A 21851-nucleotide genomic window follows, 5' to 3' on the forward strand; every position below is an offset into this window, starting at 1 on the left:
CATGACGCGAACATTACAACTTTGTAATGTTCGCGTCATGTCGATGTCAGGTTTAAACATTATACTCAATGCATATTTTTCTCTTAAGGTGTAATAAAATGGGTTTTAAAGAGTCATTACAGCACATTTCAAAGCCACGTAGGCGCTTTGTTCAAGGATTAGTTGCTGGCGGTGTGCTGGCAGCTTTTCCAACTGTTTTACATGCAGCATCATCTTTAGCGGCATCAACATTAACAGGTACAGTGCCTGAGTTGAGCGGTAAAGTTATTGACCTGGTTATTGATGAGTCCCCGGTAAACTTTACCGGTGTAGTGCGTATGGCAACCACCATTAATGGCTCTATTCCCGCGCCAACATTACGCCTTAAAGAAGGTGACGATGTGACCATTCGCGTTACCAACAATTTAGCGGTACCTAGCTCTATTCACTGGCACGGAATTATTTTACCGTATCAAATGGATGGTGTACCGGGCATTAGCTTTAAAGGCATTATGCCTGGCGAAACGTTTGTTTATAAATTTAAGTTACAACAAAGCGGTACTTATTGGTATCACTCACACAGTGGCTTTCAAGAAATGACCGGTATGTATGGGGCGTTAATTATTGAGCCTCGTGAGCAAGATGTTATCAGCGCAGATAATGAACATATTATTCAACTCTCTGATTGGACTGATGATGATCCTATGGAGTTATTCCGTAAATTAAAAATTCAGGGGGATGTGTTTAACTTTAATCAGCCCACTGTACCTGAGTTTTTTGATGACATAGCAACAAGCGGCGTTGCTAATGCACTTCAACGACGTGAAATGTGGAACCAGATGCGAATGAGTCCAACCGATTTAGCTGATTTATCGGCTTCGGCAATGACCTATTTAATGAATGGTACTGCGCCAATGGCTAATTGGCGTGGGCTGTTTAAAGCGGGCGAAAAAGTACGTTTAAGATTTATTAATGGCTCAAGTAACACCTTTTTTGATGTACGTATCCCAGAGTTAAAATTAACTGTGGTACAAGCAGATGGACAAAATGTTGAACCCGTTACCGTAGATGAGTTTCGCTTTGGTCCAGGTGAAACCTACGATGTGGTTGTTGAACCTAAGAATGACGCATACACAATTTTTGCACAAAGCATGGACCGCTCAGGTTATGCCAAAGGGACTTTGTCTGTCGCTGCTAATATTGATGCGCCAGTGCCTGCACTTGACCCCGTTGAGTGGTTAGCAATGCGAGATATGATGGGCAATATGGATCACTCTGCTATGCCTGGAATGGATCACAGCGCTATGGGCCACGCTAGCATGGACAAAACCAGTATGGATCAGGGGGCAATGGATCATAGCACAATGGATCACGGTGCAATGGCAATGGACCATAGTAAGCATAATATGGGTAAAAATCCACTGGCTGTTCCAAGTCAGAAAGTTCGCCACGCTAAAACAGAATATGGCGCCTCAGTTGATATGCGCGTTGATACGCCACGCACAAACTTAGACGATCCTGGTATTGGGCTGCGCAATAACGGCCGTCGTGTTTTAACACTTGCAGATTTACGCTCTCTTGATGGCATAGTTGACCACCAAGCGCCTGAAGCCGAAATTGAGCTGCATTTAACCGGCAACATGGAACGCTACAGCTGGTCTTTTGATGGCTTAGAGTTTGGTAAAAGTACCCCTGTGCATATGAAGCATAATCAGCGGGTACGAGTTATTTTACAAAACGATACCATGATGACACACCCTATGCATTTACATGGTATGTGGAGCGACTTGGAGAACGATCAAGGTGATGTGTTAGTTCGCCGCCATACCATTATGGTACAGCCCGCCCAAAGAATTAGCTTTTTAACTACGCCACATGATGTTGGTCGTTGGGCTTGGCATTGTCATTTACTGTTTCATATGGATGCAGGTATGTTTAGAGAGGTGGTTGTATCATGAGAAATTTAACCTTATCAACTGTACTTACTAGTGCACTATTAATTAGCGCACCGTTATTGAGCCTGCATGTGTTTGCTCAAACTGAAATGGGCGACATGGCGGGCGATATGGCGGGCGATAAAATGCAGCCGCAAGGCGGCGATGCCCCTAAAAATGCTCGCGATCCACACGCTTATGCTAATGGCACAACCTTAACGCAAGGGCCATATGCTTTAGCTGATGGCGAGCGCTTAACCCTTGCGGATGAGCATAAGTTTTACGCTATTTTAGGTGATCGCCTTGAGTATAACGAACAAGCCGATGCTGCTGTTTTCGATTTACAAGCTTGGTACGGCACCACCTTTAATCGATTAGTGATAAAAACCGAGGGCGATGTTAGTGATGGCAAGCTTGAAGAAAATCAGACTGATATTTTATGGGGCCATGCAATTTCGGCTTACTGGGATACGCAAGTTGGTATTCGCTACGATTATTATAAAGAGGGCAAAAACCGTCAATGGTTAGCGTTTGGTATTCAAGGCTTAGCACCTTATTGGTTTGAGCTTGATATGACAGCGTATGTAGGTGAGAGCGGAAACACAGCATTTACAGCAGAAGCTGAATATGAGCTGCTTTTAACACAAAGGCTCATTATACAGCCTCGTGCTGAAATAACATTTTATGGTAAAGACGATGAACAAAATGAGCTAGGCAGTGGGCTATCTAGTACTGCTATTGGCGTTAGGGTTCGTTATGAATTTACTCGCCAATTTGCACCTTATGTAGGTGTAGAGTGGACTAATAAATTTGGTAGCACAGCAGATTACGCCAAGCTAAACGAGCAAAGCAGCAACGACACTGAGTTTGTTGCCGGTATAAGATTTTGGTTTTAATATTTAAAAATAAGAGGTAATTATGAAATTTATAACTATTGCGGCAATTTTAGGCTTAGCTGTAAGCTTTTCGGCATCAGCTCATATTTCGCTAAAGCAATCAACACCACAAAATAGTGCGATGCTAATGCAAAGTCCAGAGCAACTTACGTTAACGTTTAGCGGCGAAGTACAACTTGCCAAAGTACTCTTAAGTGATGCTGCAAACAAGCAAGTAGATTTTAACTTTAAACCCAGTGCAAAAGCTAATAGTAACTTTAGCTGGCCTTTACCCAAGCTTGAAAAAGGTAATTACACAGTTAAATGGATAGCGCTTGGTGGCGATGGCCATAAAATGTCAGGCAATTTTGACTTTATATTACACAGCAGCGACACACATTCTAAAATGAAAGACATGTCTGCTCCGCATAAACAACATAATCATTAGGTAGTCATATAATGCAATTAAGTGATTGGTCAGTGCTGTTACTATTATTAAAAATAGTAAGCTATTTAGCTATTGCAGCCCTTGCGGGCTGCTTGCTAATGCGCTTACTTAATAATGAGAGTACAACGCCAGATACACAATTAAGCTGTTTTAATCGGTATTTAAAGCGCTGGCAAATCACCCTTGTTATGGTGGGCTTTATTGGTGCAATATTACAAATACCAATTGAAGCGGGGGCCATGGCTGAATCTGGTTTTGCTGGCATGATAGACCCCTTCATGGTGGATATAATTTGGCAGTCAGTAATTGGTGAGCAGGTAAGTATTAGAGTGCCTGCATTTATAATTGCCTTGTTTGCGGTGTGCACTTGGCGCACCCATTCAAACTCAGCTAACGTGGCTAATTTTGTTATTACACTATTAGCACTTATTATCCTTACCTATAGCTTTACCTTAACCGGCCACAGCGCCGAAAAAGACCTATTAATTAAAAGTATATTAACACTGCATTTAATTGCCATTGCTAGTTGGATTGGCTCACTATGGCCTCTTTATAAAAGTTGCCAACTGCTATCGTTAAATACGATAAAGCATTTAATGGAACGCTTTGGACAGCTAGCAATTATCATAGTAACGGTACTGCTTATATCGGGTATAACCTTATTATGGCAATACTTAAATTCATTTTCTGTATTATTTACTTCAAATTATGGCCAGCTAATAATGTTAAAACTGTTGTTAGTGAGTGCTATGTTACTACTGGGTGCTTGGCATAAACTACGTTTAGTTCCGCAAATTACACAGCAACATCATGTTGTTACTTTAAAGCGTTCTATTTCTGTTGAAATGGTTATTGCCGTGTGTGTATTGCTAACCACCAGTGTATTTACCACGCTCGTTGGACCGCCCGTATAATTTATCTTATAAAGAGAAAAACATGTTAATAAAACACCCTAAATTTGGATTGATCTCAGCGCTGTTACTTACTGCAACAAGCTCTTTTACTGTAAACGCGCATGGTGATGAAGAGCACGCAAAAAAATCAGCTTTATTTGTTAATGTAAGCAGTGCTGCAGCAAAAGTTGTTAGCTCGTTTCATACTGCGCTTAAGCAAGGCGATAAAGTAACTGCTCGACAATTACTAGCCGATGATGTGATTATTTTTGAAGGTGGCGGCGTTGAGCGCTCAGCCGATGAATACGCTAACCACCACATGTTAGCTGACATGAAATACCTAAGTGCAATTAACAGCGACCTATTAGAGCACCAAGTGTTTATTAATGGTGATATGGCTTACTCGGTATCAAGAAGTAAAAGTCATGGCAACTATAAAGGTAAAGAAATAAGCGCCACAGGTATGGAGTCAATCACCTTAAAAAACACCGATTCAGGCTGGAAAATAACTCATATTCATTGGTCAAATTAAGGCGTTAATTATGCGTATAATTAAAATCACCTCAAGCGTGCTTTTAGCACTAGCACTGCCTCTTATGGGGGCGTGCTCTGAGCAATCACCGCAAGTACATAAAGCAACTAGCTCAGCCGATAGCATCAAAAAGCAGGAGTTAAAGCTTACTGTTTATAAAGATAAAAACTGTGGCTGTTGCAAAGGCTGGATTGAGCATATAAATCAAAGCGACATTAATACAAAAGCCATTGATGCAGACGATATGGGGTTAATAAAATCGCAATATCAAATAAAGCCTAACCAGCGCTCATGCCATACAGCTGTGTCGGCCAACGGTTTTGTGTTTGAAGGCCACGTACCGGCTAAGTTTATTAAACAATTTTTATCGGAAAAACACCCAGCGCATATTATCGGTTTAACCGTACCCGCAATGCCACTAGGCACACCAGGTATGGAAATGGGTGATGCATTTCATAAATACAACATTGAATTTATTACCACAAACACCACCACAGGTGTGTACAAGCACATTAGTCAATACGACGAGCAGTTTTAACTGTTGTGGCATAGTTTGTGAAACAAACATTACAAATAGGCGTTTTAAGTAGCATACCCCCCTAATTAAAACGCCTAGGTGTGTAAAAGTATCTCTCTCGTGTAAAAAATACATAATTAATCTTTAAGGAGAATGTAATGCCCCAGTATTTAAAATTTGTTTTAATGATTGCGACATCCACTCTAATCATGTTTGTATTAATGTATTTAAACAGTTACCAACTTAGTCATGTGTTTTTTAGTGAAACGCGTACCTATATGGCTATCTATATGGGCGCTGCAATGGCGGTAGTTATGCTGTTGTTTATGCTAAATATGTATAAGGATAAAAAGAAAAACAGCGTTGTTTTAGGGATCAGTATTATTACCTTTGTAGGCGCACTATTTTTAGTACGTTCGCAAATAACGGTCGACGATCAGTCTTGGATGTCAGCCATGATCCCGCATCATTCAATTGCGATTCTTACCAGCGACAGAGCAAACATTAACGACAAGCGCGTGCAAGAACTAGCAAAAAATATAATAGATGCGCAACGCCGTGAAATAAAAGAAATGCAGTGGTTGTTAAAAGACATTGAGCAAAATGGCATTGCCAACACAACAGCACAAGCACAATCTAGAGCAGTACCCGACTTTAATTCTCAGTAAATAAATCACCGATAAAAAGGAGCTTATAATGAGTAAATCAGCGCAACTATACAGAATGGCAACCGATGAACATATTTGCCCGTTTGGTTTAAAGTCAAAAGATTTACTAGAACGAGAAGGTTATGATGTTGACGATAAATTACTTACCTCTCGTGAGCAAACTGATAAATTTAAACAGCAACATAATGTAGAAACGACCCCCCAAACTTTCATTGACGATAAACGCATTGGAGGCTACGACGAGTTACGCGAATACTTTAATAAACCACAAGCCGCTCAGCAAGGTACTACTTACACTCCGGTAATTGCTATTTTTGCTGTTACTTTTTTGCTCAGCTTAGCGTTTAGTTTTGCTACCAATAATAGTCTTTTATCACTAAAAACCGCAGAGCTGTTTATAGCCTTAACCATGTCGGTGCTTGCAATACAAAAGCTACAGGATTTATTTAGCTTTACTAACTCATTTATAACTTACGATTTAGTTGCTATGAAAGTGGTTAGGTATGCCTATATTTATCCGTTTTTAGAAGCCTTTGTTGGTATAGGTATGATTGCGGGACTACCTGCTTATAGCGTAGCGCCAATTTCTTTATTTATAGGTAGTGTAGGTGCTGTGTCTGTAATTAAGGCTGTTTATATTGATAAACGCGAGCTTAAATGCGCCTGTGTTGGAGGAGACAGTAATGTGCCTCTAGGCTTTATTTCACTCACCGAAAACTTATTTATGATCGCCGCTGGTGTATGGATGTTTGTAAGATAACGTAAATATAATTTACGCGATTAAATTTAATACTGGTAGCTAGTTAAAGCACTGTCAGCTTTAACTAGCCCAATAATAATTTTATTTTTAAATTTATGGGCCATTTTTAAACCCACAGATTCAACCTTGAAGTGCATAACCGCTGAGTAGCTATAGCTAATCATATGCTCAACCATTAATTTGGCTGGCGTTTTATACTGTAGCTTTTTCTTGGTTTATCATTTAGCTTTACTATGGCATCTTCAATTTCTGATACTGTTACTTTTTTTAAATCAGTTGATTTAGACTAATACCGTGGCAGTAACCCACCCATGTTTTCATTCAGCCTTAGCAGTTATGTAAATACAGCACCATGCAAAGGTGCTAATAATGTAGTTGTAGCGGCAGCGACTGAATTAACTGCTTTATGATTCAGCTGTATTGATACAGTAAACTAGTTTGTCGCTCTACTATTGTTAGTAATGCGCCACTGTGTCCTCGATACACCAGTAAACTGGACTGCCTTATAACTGCATTTATCATTTGGGGTGTCAGTTGCGACTCTTCTGCTGTTACGAATTATTTGGCGAGTAAAAAATGACAAACAATAAAAACAAAAATCCGAGATACCTTAAAACCTAGTGCGGTAAAACTGTAAACCCCCATTACAACTTGCACAAAAAAGCCACAAATTTAAATTGTGGCTTTTGTTTTTTAATAATGAATCAAAAATTATTTTAGTAAGTTTTTCTCAAAAAATTCGGCCATCATAGTGTGGTAATGCAAAGCCGTTCCTTTGCCTTCTTTTAAGCTGTGTGAGCGATTAGGATAAGCAAAAAACTCAAATTGTTTATTGTGCTTAACAAGCTCGTCAATTAAACGCTCAGACCCCTGATAGTGCACGTTATCGTCGCCAGTACCGTGGATCAGTAATAATTTACCGCTGAGGTTTTTAGCAAAACTAATTGGCGAGGTATTATCATAGCTTTGTGGGTCGGTGTTTGGGTTACCCGAATAACGCTCTTGATAAATAGTGTCATATAAACGTATATCGGGCACAGGTGCTGAAGCAATACCTACTTTAAATTTGTCGCCGTGACGAAATAATAAATTAAGTGTAGAGCTGCCGCCGCCAGAGTGTCCCCATACGCCAACCCGCTCTGTGTCTATTACATCCCAGCGTTTAGCCATCGCGTCGAGCGCGTCAACTTGGTCTTGCACTGTAATTGAGCCTATTTTTTTATAAATAGATTTGCGCCAATCTCGGCCTTTTGGTGCGCGTGTACCGCGGTTATCAACTGATGCAACAATAAAGCCTTTTTGAGTTAATAACGATTTGTATAAATAGCTATTACCTTCAAAGCGATCTTGTACGGTTGATCCCCAAGGTTCGCCATAAACATAAAATACGATTGGGTACTTTTTATTTAGATCCATATCCGCAGGAAACATAATATAACCATCAAGCTCGGTGCCATCACGCGCGGCTACTTTAAAAAACTCATGGTTTGGTAAACTTTGCTCTGCTAATTTTTGTTTCAGCTCGCTGTTTTCGACCAAGGTTTTTACATTACTGTGATCGCTCACCTTAATAATTTGCTTAACGGCCGGCTGATTAAATTTAGAATAGGTATGCATGGCCCAAGAAGCATCCTTTGACACGTAGTAACTGTTGGAGCCGTTAAACTGCTCAGGTGTTACTCGTACTGGTTTACTGCTGCCATCTATTGCTGTGCGATACAAATAGCGCTGAGCTGCATCATCTGGTGATGCACTAAAATACAATACGTTTTTGTCTTCGTTGATTGCAAGCATATCAACAATGTCGTAATCGCCAGGGGTTAGGTCGATAATTTTTTTGCCATCGCGAGATATGCGATATAAATGACGCCAGCCGTCGCGTTCGCTGTGCCAAATAAAAAACTCACCACTTTTTGACCAATTAGCACTATAAAACCATTCAATAAACGCATCGTCTTTTTCTGCCAGTATTTTAGTTAGCTGCTGCTTTTGCCAATTAAATAACCATAAATTATTATGGTTTTGTGGGCGGTTTAAGTCTTGGATAAGTAACGACTCACCATCGCCTGCCCAGCTAATGCGTGGTATGTAACGATCGCGGTTATCGCCCTCAAGTTTAGCCCACCGGGTTTGCTTGTCACTCAGGCTCACTACGCCTACGCGTACAGCTGAGTTAGTTTCGCCCGCTTTAGGGTATGGAAATTCAGTAAGGCTAGGGTAGAGCGCTTTGGTGTTGTTGATCATGGTAAAGTATTTAACGCCGCTAGTATCGAGCTGCCAATACGCGATTGATTTATTATCTGGGCTCCAACTAAAGCCATCACGAATAGAAAACTCTTCTTCGTATACCCAATCGAAATTACCATTAACTGTGGTAGCGCTGCCATCGGTTGTTAATGCGCTAACGGTATTGCTGCCAACTGCTTGCATATAAATATTATTATCGCGCACATACGCTACTTTTGAGCTGTCGGGGGAGAACTTAGCAAACATAAGCTTTTTGGGCTCAGGGTTTTCGCCGCCCAACTGCGAGAGTTTATTCGTATTTAAGTTAAGTAACCAAAAATCCCCTCGGCTGCGCGAACGCCATACTTGCTCACTGTTGGTAAATACCATGAGCCACTGGCCATCTTTAGAAAATTGATAACTCTCAATTGCAAACGCTTCATCTGCGCCCTCTGGCAGTAACTTTTCAAAAGCAACCAGTACTTTTCGCCCTGTGCCATCGGCGTTGTAAAATACAATGTCGTTGCCTTTTACACCGTGCTCTTTTTCGTCGTCAGCTTTAACGCCTACTTTTTTATCGGCTTCACGTTGCTCAAGTACTGTGTAGCCAGTGCCATCGTCTAACCATTTAAAGTAAGTACTACGCTGTGCTTTAAAGTATTTATCTTTATAAATTTGCTCAAGAGTAAGCGGGTTACTAATAGGTGTAACTGTATTACCTGTTGTTGATGGTGATGTATTTGATGTCATAGAACACCCTTGTATGGTTATACCCGCCAGAATGGCAACTAACAGTGCTGAGGTTTTAATTATTTTCATCGTGTTTCCTAGGGGGGGTTATTAAATAAATACTGACCCCGCTACTTTAGCAAATAAGCAAAATAGGATCTGAGCGTTTATCGCGTTATTAAGGGATTAAGCTTAAAAACGGAATTAATACGCCATGTTAATTAAAAGTAGGCATTAGCTGTGTAATGAAGGTTACCGTTTTTAAATACCTAACCCTTTTGCTACGCAGTTAATCTAATTCTAAATTTGCACGTTCAACACTCTCTGCTGGCAGCTCTTTTTGTACCGATACGCCCAGCTCTTTAAACTCGCTTGCCTGTTTAATTAGGTTACCTTTACCTCGGTAAAGCTGCGAAAACGCTTTGTCGTAGCTTTCTTTAGCACGATCGAGCTGTTTGCCAACCCCTTCCATACTGGTTAAAAAGCCATTGAGCTTGTTATAAAAACGCTCGGCTCGAGCTGCCAATTCTTTTGAGTATTTAGTTTGTTCTTCAAAGCGCCATAGCTGTTTAACTATATTTAAACTAGTGAGTAAGGTAGTGGGGGTTGCCACTAGAATATTTTTTTCGATTGCTTGCTGGTAAATATCACTTTGGTATTTAAGCGCTTCAACAAAGGCTGACTCTATTGGTACAAACATCACCACTACTTCAGGCGAGTTAAGCCCAGGTAGACGGTCGTACGATTTACTCGCAAGCTCGTTTATACGCGCTTTAACAGCCTCAACGTGCTCTTTAATAGCTTGCTGTGCTTCTAGCTCGTTATCGGCGTTAACATAGCGTGTGTAGGCGTTTAACGAAGTTTTAGCGTCAATAACTAAATGGCGACCTTGGGGTAAATACACAACTACATCGGGGCGTAAGCGGCCGTCTTCGGTGTTAAACGACACCTCGCGTTTATAGTCTACGCCTGCGCGTAAGCCTGCGCTGTCGAGCACGTTTTCTAGCATTAACTCGCCCCAATTGCCTTGGGTTTTCTTTTGCCCTTGTAGAGCGTTACTGAGCCTGTCGGCTTGCTCGGTTATGGCTTGGCTTTTTGCTTGTAAATGTAATAACTCGGTTTTAAGCGCGGCGCGTTGTTTTAAGTCTTCAACATGGATTGACTCCATTTTGTCGCGAAAGCCTTTTAGCTCGCCTTGCACTGGTTTTAATAGTTGCTCAATGCTTTCTTGATTGAGCACTTTAAACTTTTGAGACTTTTCTTCTAAAATTTGATTCGCTAAGTTTTCGAACTCTTTTTTAAGCATCTCTTTGCTTTGCTCTATTTGTGCAAGTTGTTCGCTAAAGTGTTGTTGTTTTTGCTCAAGCGTAGTGCGTATATTATTTAGCTCTACATCGCGTTGGCTATATTGTTTGCGCAGTGCACTTAGCTCGGCTTCGGCTTTTTGCCAAAACTGATTATATTGCTGGCTTTGTTTTTCTTGTTCGGTAAAGCGGGTTTTAAAGTGCTGCGCTTGGTCGCGTTGCTCTTGATGGGTATGCTCTAAAAGTTCGTGATCATCCGCTAATTGGGTGTATTGCAGGGTTTTGTTATCAAACTGACTTTGCAATAACGACAACTGCTGTTGCTGCTCACTAAGTTGTTGTTTTAATTTTTTACTAAGCGATGCAGATACTAGGCTACAAAGTACGCCACCTGCGGTAACGCCTACGCCTACACTTAGCCAATCAATGCTAGTTAATAACTGAGAAAACATAAAATAAACTTATTAAATTTAGAGACATGCCATCATAACGAATAACTATCGATAGCAGTAGGGGCGGGATATAAATTAAAGGCATAAAAAAAGCCAACCTATAAAAGGTTGGCCTAACATTACTAAAACTAGTAACCAAATAGGGAAATCAACATGAAACTTGCGTTAACAACAATTCATCACAAGCATAATAGTAGACGGCAAATTGAATATTTAGTTCAACAATAATTTAAATTTATTTATATGTTGTTTAAGAAGGCTACTAAGTAAATTTTTTGCAAAAAAAAGCCAACTCAAACGAGCTGGCTCAATCATTACTAAACTTAGTAACTAAATAGGGGAATCAACATGAAACTTGAATTAACTGCAATGTAATCACAAGCATAATAGTAGACGGCAAGTTGAGTATTTAGTTCAATAATAATTTAAATTTATTTATATGTTGTTTAAGAGGGCTACTAAGTAATTTTTTGCAAAAAAAAAGCCAACTCAAACGAGTTGGCTTAATCATTACTAAATTTAGTAACTAAATAGGGGGATCAACATGAAACTTGGTTGAACTGCAATTCAACCGCTAGCAAAATAGTAGACGCTGCATATTTAATTAAGTTCAAAAAAAGTATAAAAAAATTAAACTTAAGTTTTGTGTAAAGCAGCCGTGTAAAAAAGGCATAAAAAAAGCCAGCCCTAAAGTGGGCTGGCTAAATCATTACTTATTTAAGTAACTAAATGGGAAATCAACATAATGCTTGGTTAAACTGCAATTTAACCGCTAGCATAATAGTAGACGCTGCATATTTAATTAAGTTCAAAAAAGATCAGAATATTTACAGACATTTTTAATCTTTAATTAAAGAGAGCATTTGTTGCTCGTCAAACTGGGTAAAACTCATTGATTTTTCGGTAAATAATGCATCTACAAGAGCTTGTTTATCTTGTTGCATTTTAAATACTTTTTCTTCAATTGAATTTGCCATAATAAGTTTATACACAAACACAGGATTAGTTTGGCCAATACGATAAGCACGATCTGTCGCTTGTTTTTCTACTGCTGGGTTCCACCAAGGATCGTAATGAATTACTGTGTCGGCTTGCGTTAAATTAAGCCCCGTTCCACCGGCTTTTAAACTAATTAAAAACACCGATGTTGCACCACTGGTAAACTCATCAATCACTTTATCGCGCTGGCGCGTTTGTCCGGTTAGTAAACTAAAGTTTATATTTATTTCTTTTAGGCGTTCAGCAATAAGATCGAGCGCAGAAGTAAACTGACTAAATATAATTACTTTTCTACCTAGGCTTAGCATTAGCGGTAAGCGATTACTTAGCCATTCTAGTTTTGCACTGCCAGCCTGAGTTGTTGGCTCTATTAATTTAGGGTGACAACAAATTTGCCTTAATTTTAACAGCGCTTCTAAAAAGGCGAGTTTACTTTTTTTCATACCTTGTTCAGAAAACAGATCAGTTAGTTTTTCTTCTAATGCCTGAGTAATACTGTTGTACATTTCTTTTTGTTTTGGCTCAAATTCAAACTCTTTAATTAACTCTGTTTTTAGCGGTAACTCTTGTGCAACTTGCGCTTTAGTACGGCGTAATATAAACGGCATAATTAAGTCTTTAAGTTGCTGTGCTCGCTCTGCATTGCTCTCACGCTCAATTGGCGTTTGGAAGTGAGTTTTAAAATGCGTTTGCGAGCCAAGTAATGACGGCATAGCAAAATCAAGTAATGATTTAAGCTCGAATAAGTTGTTCTCTATTGGCGTACCACTTAAGCAAAGCTTAAAGTCGGCATTAAGGCGCTTCACTAAACGCGATACCTGCGCGGTATCGTTTTTAATATATTGCGCTTCGTCGAGTATAATATTTTCAAAATAAAGTGGTGAATAATACGCAATATCGCGTTTAAGTAGCGGATAAGTAGTTAATATACATTGTGCTTGCGCTACATTTTGTAATAACTCATTACGCTGGGCACCAAAAATAGTGGTTACTTTTAAGTTTTTAGCAAACTTGGTTATTTCTTTTTCCCAATTGCTTACTAGGCTTGTAGGGCACACAATGAGTGTAGGGCCTGCTTGCGCATTATTATAACTACTTGTTAGATAGGCAATAACTTGCAGAGTTTTACCTAATCCCATGTCGTCTGCTAAAATTCCGCCAAGCTGATGGCGTTTTAAAAAGTTTAACCACGCAACGCCTTGCTGCTGATACTCGCGCAATACAACTGAGTCATTTAACCCTTGTATAAGCGTAGTGGGGCGCGACTGGTCATTACTATTTAGCTCTTCTAAATAACGTGACAATGACTCGTCGTGTAGTTCAACATTTATAGCAGTATGACTTACCAGTTCAGGCAAGTATGAAAGCGGAATATTAAATTCATCTCTGGTTTTTATAAATTCAAATCGTTGTTTAAACTCATTTAACAAATGCAACGCTGCTTTATTTATAGCGCCAAACTCACGACCTATTGGGTAGTAATAAAACAACTCACTTTGACGATTTAACGATTCATAATGAGCATCTGTTTGATTAAATAATAATGTAGCTTTAGCATCGTTTAATATAATTTTGCACTGCATTTGATGCCCCGCAGTACGGTGTACATGCAAAGCTACTTGGCTTTGTGGGTTAACAGCATTTACTTTACTAACCGATACTTTCCAGCCTCGTTGAACAAAGCTAGGAAACACCTCATACACTAACCAGTGTAAGTGAATTGGCGATTGTTTATTAAAAATAAACTCACTTTGTAAACCCCCTTTACAAAAATCGAAACCTAAGTTTATTAGCTCGTTTTTTACGGTGTTTTCAAAAGCACTATTTACTAGGGTTTCTGGCGCTGTGCCTGCCAAATAATTTTTATTTTTATATTTAAACAATAACGAAAGCGTTAATCCTTCCGCCGACATTGTTACTTTTAAAACCGCATTACTAGAGAGTTTTGAAGTATTGTTTTTTTCATTAGTGGGGTGCGGAATAACACCTGAGCCAAAGTTATCGGCGAGTTGTTTATAAATACGGTCAAAATTAGTGTCGTGTAATGCTGGAATTGTTTGTAAATGAGCAATTTCGTCTGCACTTAAAGGGGTGCGAATGCGTCCTACTTTATAAGTATCGAGATCTAAATAAGTAGGTGGCGTTGTTTTAATTAGTGTCCAATTTTTGCTGTTTTCTAAATTAACTTTTAATTGGGTTAGATCTTTTACTTGCTGCCAACTAAAGCTTAACGCTTGCCCTGTTTGCGCTTTAATTGATACGCGTGATCGTTGTAAAAACAATCTTTCAGTTGCTATAAGCTGTTGCAGTGCGTTAAAACCCCATTGCCCTTTAAGCTCAATATTACCTACTGCATTTTGTGAACGTATCCAGCTAAATAATCTAAAGTCGCTTTCTAATAAATCGCTAGGAGTTACAAAGCTGTTTAGCTGTTGCTCGGTAAGGTTACGGCCTAAGGCATAGCTTTGATTTTCATCGTAATTAGCTATTTTGGGCGTTAAAAACACTTTATTATTTTCTACATCTAATACAAATAAAAGCACTTGTGAAGGCGGTTGTTCGGTACTGTTTTTAAGTGCTCCGAGTTCAGTAAACCAATCATTAATAAAGTAGTCTTCGCCGTACTCACCCGAGTGTTCTATTTTAAGTTTGAGCAAAATAGCAGCTAAGTGACGGCATTTTGTTTTAACGTTACAGGTACAGTGAGTATCTACCGAATAACCAGTAGGTACTTTACTGATCTCAATACGTTGATTAAACGAAATACCTTTGTCGCCACGTACTGTTGAATCCACAACTGAAAAATCGCTATTATGCTCTAACCAGCTAATTTGGCCGTTTTTATAATACGCTTTACCTTTAGCCAATACGGCGGGCTTAAACAATTTTTTAATGAAGCGTTCAGAAAGAGGAAACTGGGTAGCCTGCTCATTTTTAATTTCTTCAAAAATAGCCATTAGATCAGTTTTAGATAAGTTAGCAGACATGTCACTCAAAGTATTAAATTTTAAAAACAATTTTTTTAGTATATGCCTTATATGCTCTGAGCTAAAGCAATATTAACGTTAAATAAACTGGTTGGAGCTGAGCGCTTAGTAAAAAATTGCTTTATAGCTAAATAATGCGCTAATTATTATTTATTTAAAATAAAACACACAGCTAACTCACAAGTTAAAAACAACTTACTAACACAAGGAGGGGGTTTACAGATCAGCTTTATACTAACAAAGCGCAAAACAGGTAGGATCTAAGATAAAAAGGTAATTTAGTTAGTAAAAAGCTGATCTAAAATAGGCAAGTAACTCTTTTATGCTTAAATTTTGCTATATGGGATCAGTTTTTTACTAACTTAAAGGGTGTACAGATCAATATTTAACTAAGCTAACACCCTTATAGATCATTATTTTACTAACTAGTTAAATGCAGCTAATAGCTTAGTAAGTTGTTCTAAGCGTTTGTCTGTCATAACTTTATTGTTTATTTTTACTGAAACATCACCATTTTTTAAACTGCGCTGTACTGAAACAAAGTTACTCTCAAGCACAACTTCACGTTTAACGGCTATTTGTGGCTCGGTAGTTAAATACTTAGTAATGGCCATTGCACGCTTGTCATCGCTTGCTGCTGCGTTTATGTCTTCATGGTTAGCAATGTCAGCAACTAGCAAGTTAAAGGCTGCTTGGTCGCGCTCCTTTGCGCTAATCAGCTTTTTAGCCACTTCACGGCCAACATGATTAGCTGTAGGGTAAAGTGCAACAACATCTGCAGGGATTTGCTCGAATGCTTTTATTGCATCGGCAACCGCGGTATGCGATACGCCTTCAATAACTGCAATTTCACGGTAAGAGCCTTTTTTACCTTGCTCAATTAATTCATTTTTAGTGTTTTGATAAGCTTGTCCAAGTTCCCACAAGCTAGGTGCTATGTATTGATCAGACGAAACAGCTAAAATTTTTGCATCTTGATCAGTAAAGTCGCTAGAGCTCAACACTAAATAATCGGCATTACCCAAAATGCAGGCTTTACGGCGGCGTGATCCCGCAAGTACTAAGCTTGTATCGCCTTGATCCCAAAGAAGTGCCGGGTGTTGATTACGGCCATCTTCTTTTATTGCCGGTAGAATATCGGATACCGACTTTTCATTTAACAGCGACTGTACACGGCGGTTTTTGCCATATACCTGGGTTGTTGACTCAATGTCACTATGGGAAATCACTTTACAAACTAGGGTAATTTCTCTGCTAGGATCGCTTGGCGCTGGCATACGAATTACATCGCCCGCATTTGCTTGCTCTAATAAAGCATCAAGACTACTACTACCAACCGCTGTTGCAAAAGGGTCTAAGCGGGTGTCATTTTTACGTTTTTTAGCCATTTTTGTTTAACATCCTTACTTAGGGGTATTTAGTTTTGATTGTGTAGATTGCCAATTAGAGCGGATCAGCATTTCGAGCTCATCAACTACATCTTTTATATTTTCTTGCGCACGCATTAACGATTCGCGACTCGCTAAACTATCTGATGCTTTTTGATCAAAAATAGTGTTAAACGAAGACGAACTCGCTGTAATTGCTGAGCTATGATTAATTGGGTAACTCATTACTTGGCGACCAAAGGCACTACGAACATCTTTAACGATATCGCGTTGCGAGTGGTTACCTTTTACATAGTTAGTTACTAAAAACTGCATAAAGTCCCATCCTTCATGGCCTAGGGCTGCAACTGTATGATAAATCTCACCTAAACGTTTTAAATATTTATTATTTGCATCAAAGTCTACTGCTTCTGGATGAACCGGTATTAGCATTGCTGTAGATGCCATTAACGCATTATAAAACATAAAGTTAAGTGTTGGAGCTGTGTCGATTAATAACACATCAAACTCATCTTTTACTGGGTCAATTACTTTTTCAAGTAACTTATGATAATGACGGGTTTGTTCATAATTTGAGGTGTCTTTGAGTAAAGTAGCTGTTTCATGTTCAAAATAAAAATCATCCATACCAGATGGTAAAACACGAATATTTGGAATATGCGTAGGTAAAAATGAGTTTGATACAAATTCAGGCCAGGTTTCCCCTTCGTCTAAATCAATACAATCACGCATTAAATCGCCAACGGTAATTGGATCGGGCTCTGCCGATGGAAAAAAGCTAGATGATGAACCTTGAGGATCTAAATCAATAATACCGATACGATAGCGTTTAATATTTGTAGTTGCCAGTGCTGCTGCAATATTAACCATACTAGTTGTTTTACCACAACCGCCTTTTAAGGAGTTAATTACAATAACTTGCAGTTTGTCATCACCAGTACGGTGATCTGGCTGAATATCCATAATATCGGCCATAGCAAAAATATTTACTAAAGTGTAAGCGTAATGACCATTTGCACCACGTTTGATATTTAAATTATCAAAATCACCATTGTCGTGGCGTCTTTTTAAGGTACGATTGTTACAACCTAGCAGATCGGCAGCTGCTTTTTGCGTATAAGTTCTTAATTCTTTTTCTTCAGATTTAAGATGAGCGCGATAATGTTGTATACGTCCTTCTAGTGACTTTTCGGCAACTTCAGCTGTTGCTTTCAAAAGCCGGTAGGTACTTAGCGCATTATTATTGATAGACATACTTAATTCCTCAAAGTTAGGCTGTTAGTATAATGTCCATTCAATTTGCTGTAAACAACTATTTATAGTGACATGTGTTTTATAAACAAGACATCTAATAATATTTTTACATGCTTAATATCTCTTAGTATAAATAGAGAGGTTAAGTATGGTTAAGTATATAAGGTATTAAAGGATAGAGGCTTAAATAAAGGTCATAAATACATGATTTATATGAATAATAATAAAATAAGCAGATCAGCTTTATACTTGGTTAAGATCAGATCTTTATCTACTAGCAGATCAGCTTTTTACTAAGCTGAAAATTAAAACAATAGTTACGCACAGGTTAATCATTAAGTTGTGCACAAAAAAGGTCTGGTAGATCAGTTTTATACTAAGTAAATTATAAAGTTATACACCGACTCTGTAGTAAAAGAAGGCTTTTAATTAGTATAGATCTGATCTGTAGTAGGTACAGATCAGATCTATGCTAACTCAATATGTGCTTATCCACAGGGCTTTTAGTTTTTTAGTTAATTTGTCGTGTTAAATATTAAAAATTTAGCTTTGTAATGGACAAAAATCTCACTGAGTTAGTAAAAATGAGATTTGTAACTGCCTAGTTAGTAAAATAATGATCTGAAATTGAGTTAATTAGCATCCGCTTAGTATAATAGTGATCCGAAGGTTTTATTTTAGCTCAGATCACTTTTATACTAACTTAAACATTTAACTTTTTTGTCTTTATGTGTTGTTATTAGCTGTCGCAATAAAAATGGAAATAACAACAATGAGCCGAAAGGTCAACATCTCGGTAGATAACTTGCCCGATACACTAAGGGGCCAAATTCACGGGGTGGAAAGTGCAATTGATAATGAAAGCTTAGCACTGTTTACAGATAATAAAGATGTGCGGATTTCGATAGAAAATGCAGCTCATGGATTACGTGCTTATTCGAATACTTTTAACCATTATGATTTATGGGGACGCTTTGTCCGTTCGGGGCATAAAAAATTACCATTAGAAGAAGCACCTAAAAAAACAATAATTACACGCAAAATATCTGAAAAAATAGATGGTATTTTGTACGACGGTGAATTAAAAATAACGCCGGCGGTTGTTAGCACACGCAAAGATGGTGAAGACGTAGAATATTTGGTTTGGCCATCAGATCGAGAAGAAAAAGTAGAACGTGCGCTGATCCGTTTAGCTTCTAAAGGTAAAATAGTAAAAATAAATTTTAAGTCCGGTATTCAATATGCTGTTGTTTTTTCAATGAACGAATTAGCACAAGAGCTGAAAACCGTTGGCCAATCTATGCCATATCCACAAATTAAAGAATCACTTGAAGCATTACAAGGCTCGAAACTTTCGTTTAAATATTCAGCAACAGACACCAAAAATACAAATATTGATGATTCATTTTACGAGTCGAACATGAACTTTTTATCGTCACTGCATTTTAGTGGAAAAAAAGGTCAAGGTGGAAATGTTAAATGTGTTGCGTGTTTAAATGCATTTGTGCATAACATGATTGATAACCTTGAATACAAAGGATATTACTTTAACAGCGCCCAAGAATTAAAACGCGGATTGTCGCGTTGGATGATGCTGCGCTTATATCATCTTTGGCGTTATGCAGCGCCGGGTAAAACATACCATTTTAGATTACTGTCTATTATGGAAAAGTACGGCTCAATTTATTCAACGGATAATATTACCGAAAATAAATTAAAAGCGCTGCGTCGTGATATGACCACAACAATGAAAGATTTGATCGAGAAAGGAGCTATCTCTGAGTACAGTATTACCAATGTTAAAGACGATAAAACCGGTAATATTATTGACTACACTTACGAAATGCATCCATCAGACCAATTTTGTGATGAGATACTTACTCTGAATAAACACAATAAACGTATTGAAATACAAGGCGGTAAGCGTATTGTTGAAAATGCTGTGCTTATTGATGAAGACAAACTTGTTGAAATAGTAGATAAGTAATTTTTATTACAGAGTCCAATAATAACAAAGGTCACCTAGCGTGACCTTTTTAACATAATCACTTTTCTACTTGTTCTAAATAAAGTCGATCTACTAAAAAATCATAGTCACGTTTTCGTGGATGACTTAATGGTTTTTCGTAATTTGGTAATATCCCAAGCTTTACGTCTGGTTCTGGGTTTATTAAAATAAAAGGTAGCGCCGCACTGACGTGATAACGGTTTTGCGCGGTATAACGCACATTTACCTGAGGGCTAACTCGAGTAGGGCGCCTAATTCTAAGTTTTTCTTTTTCACCTAAACTTGCTACCCGTAATTGCTCTTGTGCTACTAGCGCCTGCCATTTTTGCTGGTCGATCATTCTGGGGTTTCTATAACTAGCTGACTTTTGTAACATTTCGAGGGCCATTTTTTTGGTCAGTGTTTTAGTTGCATGTTTGTGCATCCAGGTAAATCGTACTGAAAAAGGCGATTCATGTTCACTATGAATTTTTCGATAAGCAGCCAAAGTAATTAAGTTGGGTACTGCATTATGCACCGCTTCAAAACGAGCATCGTTGTTATCAATAGCTAAAATACACTCTTTAAACGCTGCTTTTGCCTTATTTACTTGAGCAATTCGATTAATTAGTGCTTGTTTGTCAGCATTTTTTATAACTAATAGGCCAGGATGACGCTTTAAAACTCGGCTACTTAGCCCTTGTTTTTTATAAATGTCAGTAAAGGAATTTAATATAGCTTTATGTGCTAGATCGCCTGATATTTTAGTAACTTTAATCGATTCGGCCACTTTATCTTCATCAACAGTGCTTATATCAGGAAGTTGATAATATTCGGCTTTTGTATATTCACATAGATTAAGCTCTTCTATTAGCCTTAATGTTAGTTCGCTCATTAAATCAAACTGACTTCTTATTTGTACTTTAGTTACCATGCAACCTCCAAAGAACACATCTTACCTAACTAATTATCGCACATAACCTTATCTTTGTTTAGCAAATAATTTTAGTTTACTCGGGGCTAAGTTAATTTAATATTTAATTAAAGTATGATGTGTTCTTTACAGCTTTGGTTAATTTTAAAATCTCGTGCTTATGCATTTGAGTAGCTTAACTCTTAATAATAATTCCCCAATACTCACATTTGTATACCGTTATAGGTTACAGCTAATAACGGCCTACTAGCTTCTGAGTGCAATTTAACTTTAGCCATGATTTGTGGTGAGGCTTTAAAATGAGGTTGATATAATTAACCGGCTCATACTTTGGGATACTTAAAATGTTTAGCTTGTGAGAACTGAATATACATTTATTAGGGTTTGAGTTGCCTGTAGCTTAACTAATTAAGAAGCAAGTGGTGTTAATTAGCGCCGCTCTCAACATTCATACAAAGAGCAATTTAATACATTGCTGATATAAGCTTTACGACTTGTATTATGTATGGGGGGAAATGCAATACGTTGTCATGTCTATTTATACTGCCGCATAAGATCTGCAAAGCGTAAAGATTATACATATTACAATTTTTAACCTAAGTAGTAACTACCACTATCCACATTTTTATAAAAACTTAGTACAGAACCAAAAGAAGTCTTTGTACTTTAACCTTAGCCTAATAAACCTACTGTTTATAGATCTCTAGTATGTGTTGCAGTGGCAAATAAAATGCGTCATAGCATGTATTTTTAAAAGCGCATAGTTATTGCTCAACTTTTATTAAAGTAACTGTAAAGCTAAGAATACACATGATGCAATTTAAGTATGATGTGTTCCTAGTTTGACCTGTTATAATAATTAACTCGGATTGAATGTAAGTCAACAACTCAAAAGTAACCATATAGAAGCTTAACTATATGTTTTAAATAGGTTATATGTTTTCTATTTGTCATTTTGTATTTGCGCTAAGGGCCCAACATATAC

15 protein-coding genes are annotated in these 21851 nt (G+C 38.1%); 9 read left to right on the forward strand and 6 right to left on the reverse strand.

The window, feature by feature from the left end; genetic code table 11:
* The first annotated feature begins 98 nt into the window (after nt 1–98).
* The 8 genes from I6E78_RS12400 (at nt 99) to I6E78_RS12435 (ending at nt 6606) form a co-directional block, all read left to right on the forward strand.
* Complete coding sequence (locus tag I6E78_RS12400; RefSeq protein WP_197182628.1) at nt 99–1937, forward strand: copper resistance system multicopper oxidase; 1839 nt, start codon at nt 99–101, stop codon at nt 1935–1937.
* Entirely contained in the window at nt 1934–2809 is an 876-nt protein-coding gene (locus I6E78_RS12405) for a copper resistance protein B (RefSeq protein WP_197182629.1), read from the forward strand. Before I6E78_RS12400 ends, I6E78_RS12405 begins: the two co-directional genes overlap by 4 nt.
* Before the next feature lie 22 nt (nt 2810–2831).
* Entirely contained in the window at nt 2832–3236 is a 405-nt protein-coding gene (locus tag I6E78_RS12410) for a copper resistance CopC family protein (RefSeq protein WP_197182630.1), read from the forward strand.
* An 11-nt stretch (nt 3237–3247) separates the two neighbouring features.
* On the forward strand, nt 3248–4150 hold the full coding sequence (locus tag I6E78_RS12415; RefSeq protein WP_197182631.1) for a copper resistance D family protein: 903 nt from the start codon (nt 3248–3250) through the stop codon (nt 4148–4150).
* 22 nt (nt 4151–4172) lie between these two features.
* A complete protein-coding gene (locus I6E78_RS12420) occupies nt 4173–4661 on the forward strand; it encodes a YybH family protein (RefSeq protein ID WP_011329650.1) in 489 nt (162 codons plus the stop codon).
* 10 nt (nt 4662–4671) lie between these two features.
* Entirely contained in the window at nt 4672–5199 is a 528-nt protein-coding gene (locus I6E78_RS12425; RefSeq protein ID WP_197182632.1) for a DUF411 domain-containing protein, read from the forward strand.
* Nucleotides 5200–5336: 137 nt separating this feature from the next.
* Entirely contained in the window at nt 5337–5846 is a 510-nt protein-coding gene (locus I6E78_RS12430) for a DUF305 domain-containing protein (protein WP_197182633.1), read from the forward strand.
* A 28-nt stretch (nt 5847–5874) separates the two neighbouring features.
* A complete protein-coding gene (locus I6E78_RS12435; protein ID WP_197182634.1) occupies nt 5875–6606 on the forward strand; it encodes a MauE/DoxX family redox-associated membrane protein in 732 nt (243 codons plus the stop codon).
* 711 nt (nt 6607–7317) lie between these two features.
* Here the strand turns inward: I6E78_RS12435 and I6E78_RS12440 are convergent.
* The 5 genes from I6E78_RS12440 to I6E78_RS12460 all read right to left on the reverse strand — a co-directional run bounded on the left by I6E78_RS12440 (nt 7318) and on the right by I6E78_RS12460 (nt 17945).
* Entirely contained in the window at nt 7318–9651 is a 2334-nt protein-coding gene (locus tag I6E78_RS12440) for a S9 family peptidase (protein WP_197182635.1), read from the reverse strand.
* 199 nt (nt 9652–9850) lie between these two features.
* Nucleotides 9851–11317, reverse strand: a complete 1467-nt coding sequence (rmuC, locus tag I6E78_RS12445; RefSeq protein ID WP_192532220.1) for a DNA recombination protein RmuC — start codon at nt 11315–11317, stop codon at nt 9851–9853.
* Nucleotides 11318–12156: 839 nt separating this feature from the next.
* Complete coding sequence (locus I6E78_RS12450) at nt 12157–15303, reverse strand: DEAD/DEAH box helicase (protein ID WP_197182636.1); 3147 nt, start codon at nt 15301–15303, stop codon at nt 12157–12159.
* Between the two features lie 425 nt (nt 15304–15728).
* Entirely contained in the window at nt 15729–16691 is a 963-nt protein-coding gene (locus tag I6E78_RS12455; protein ID WP_011329645.1) for a transcriptional regulator, read from the reverse strand.
* A gap of 15 nt (nt 16692–16706) precedes the next feature.
* Complete coding sequence (locus tag I6E78_RS12460; RefSeq protein ID WP_011329644.1) at nt 16707–17945, reverse strand: AAA family ATPase; 1239 nt, start codon at nt 17943–17945, stop codon at nt 16707–16709.
* Between the two features lie 772 nt (nt 17946–18717).
* Between I6E78_RS12460 and I6E78_RS12465 the strand changes: the two genes are divergently transcribed.
* Nucleotides 18718–19932, forward strand: a complete 1215-nt coding sequence (locus I6E78_RS12465) for a hypothetical protein (protein ID WP_011330184.1) — start codon at nt 18718–18720, stop codon at nt 19930–19932.
* Nucleotides 19933–19990: 58 nt separating this feature from the next.
* On the opposite strand, the gene I6E78_RS12470 is transcribed toward I6E78_RS12465, so the two are convergent.
* Nucleotides 19991–20866, reverse strand: coding sequence for a DNA replication terminus site-binding protein (locus tag I6E78_RS12470; RefSeq protein WP_197182637.1), 876 nt, complete (start codon nt 20864–20866; stop codon nt 19991–19993).
* Nucleotides 20867–21851 lie beyond the last annotated feature (985 nt).

This window comes from Pseudoalteromonas sp. NZS127, from assembly GCF_015864805.1.
Lineage (GTDB): Bacteria > Pseudomonadota > Gammaproteobacteria > Enterobacterales > Alteromonadaceae > Pseudoalteromonas > Pseudoalteromonas nigrifaciens.

Coding starts and splice junctions, on each gene's coding strand:
- I6E78_RS12400 (WP_197182628.1), top strand. CDS start 99: ATGGGTTTTAAAGAGTCATTACAGCACATTTCAAAGCCACGTAGGCGC.
- I6E78_RS12405 (WP_197182629.1), top strand. CDS start 1,934: ATGAGAAATTTAACCTTATCAACTGTACTTACTAGTGCACTATTAATT.
- I6E78_RS12410 (WP_197182630.1), top strand. CDS start 2,832: ATGAAATTTATAACTATTGCGGCAATTTTAGGCTTAGCTGTAAGCTTT.
- I6E78_RS12415 (WP_197182631.1), top strand. CDS start 3,248: ATGCAATTAAGTGATTGGTCAGTGCTGTTACTATTATTAAAAATAGTA.
- I6E78_RS12420 (WP_011329650.1), top strand. CDS start 4,173: ATGTTAATAAAACACCCTAAATTTGGATTGATCTCAGCGCTGTTACTT.
- I6E78_RS12425 (WP_197182632.1), top strand. CDS start 4,672: ATGCGTATAATTAAAATCACCTCAAGCGTGCTTTTAGCACTAGCACTG.
- I6E78_RS12430 (WP_197182633.1), top strand. CDS start 5,337: ATGCCCCAGTATTTAAAATTTGTTTTAATGATTGCGACATCCACTCTA.
- I6E78_RS12435 (WP_197182634.1), top strand. CDS start 5,875: ATGAGTAAATCAGCGCAACTATACAGAATGGCAACCGATGAACATATT.
- I6E78_RS12440 (WP_197182635.1), bottom strand. CDS start 9,651: ATGAAAATAATTAAAACCTCAGCACTGTTAGTTGCCATTCTGGCGGGT.
- rmuC (WP_192532220.1), bottom strand. CDS start 11,317: ATGTTTTCTCAGTTATTAACTAGCATTGATTGGCTAAGTGTAGGCGTA.
- I6E78_RS12450 (WP_197182636.1), bottom strand. CDS start 15,303: ATGTCTGCTAACTTATCTAAAACTGATCTAATGGCTATTTTTGAAGAA.
- I6E78_RS12455 (WP_011329645.1), bottom strand. CDS start 16,691: ATGGCTAAAAAACGTAAAAATGACACCCGCTTAGACCCTTTTGCAACA.
- I6E78_RS12460 (WP_011329644.1), bottom strand. CDS start 17,945: ATGTCTATCAATAATAATGCGCTAAGTACCTACCGGCTTTTGAAAGCA.
- I6E78_RS12465 (WP_011330184.1), top strand. CDS start 18,718: ATGAGCCGAAAGGTCAACATCTCGGTAGATAACTTGCCCGATACACTA.
- I6E78_RS12470 (WP_197182637.1), bottom strand. CDS start 20,866: ATGGTAACTAAAGTACAAATAAGAAGTCAGTTTGATTTAATGAGCGAA.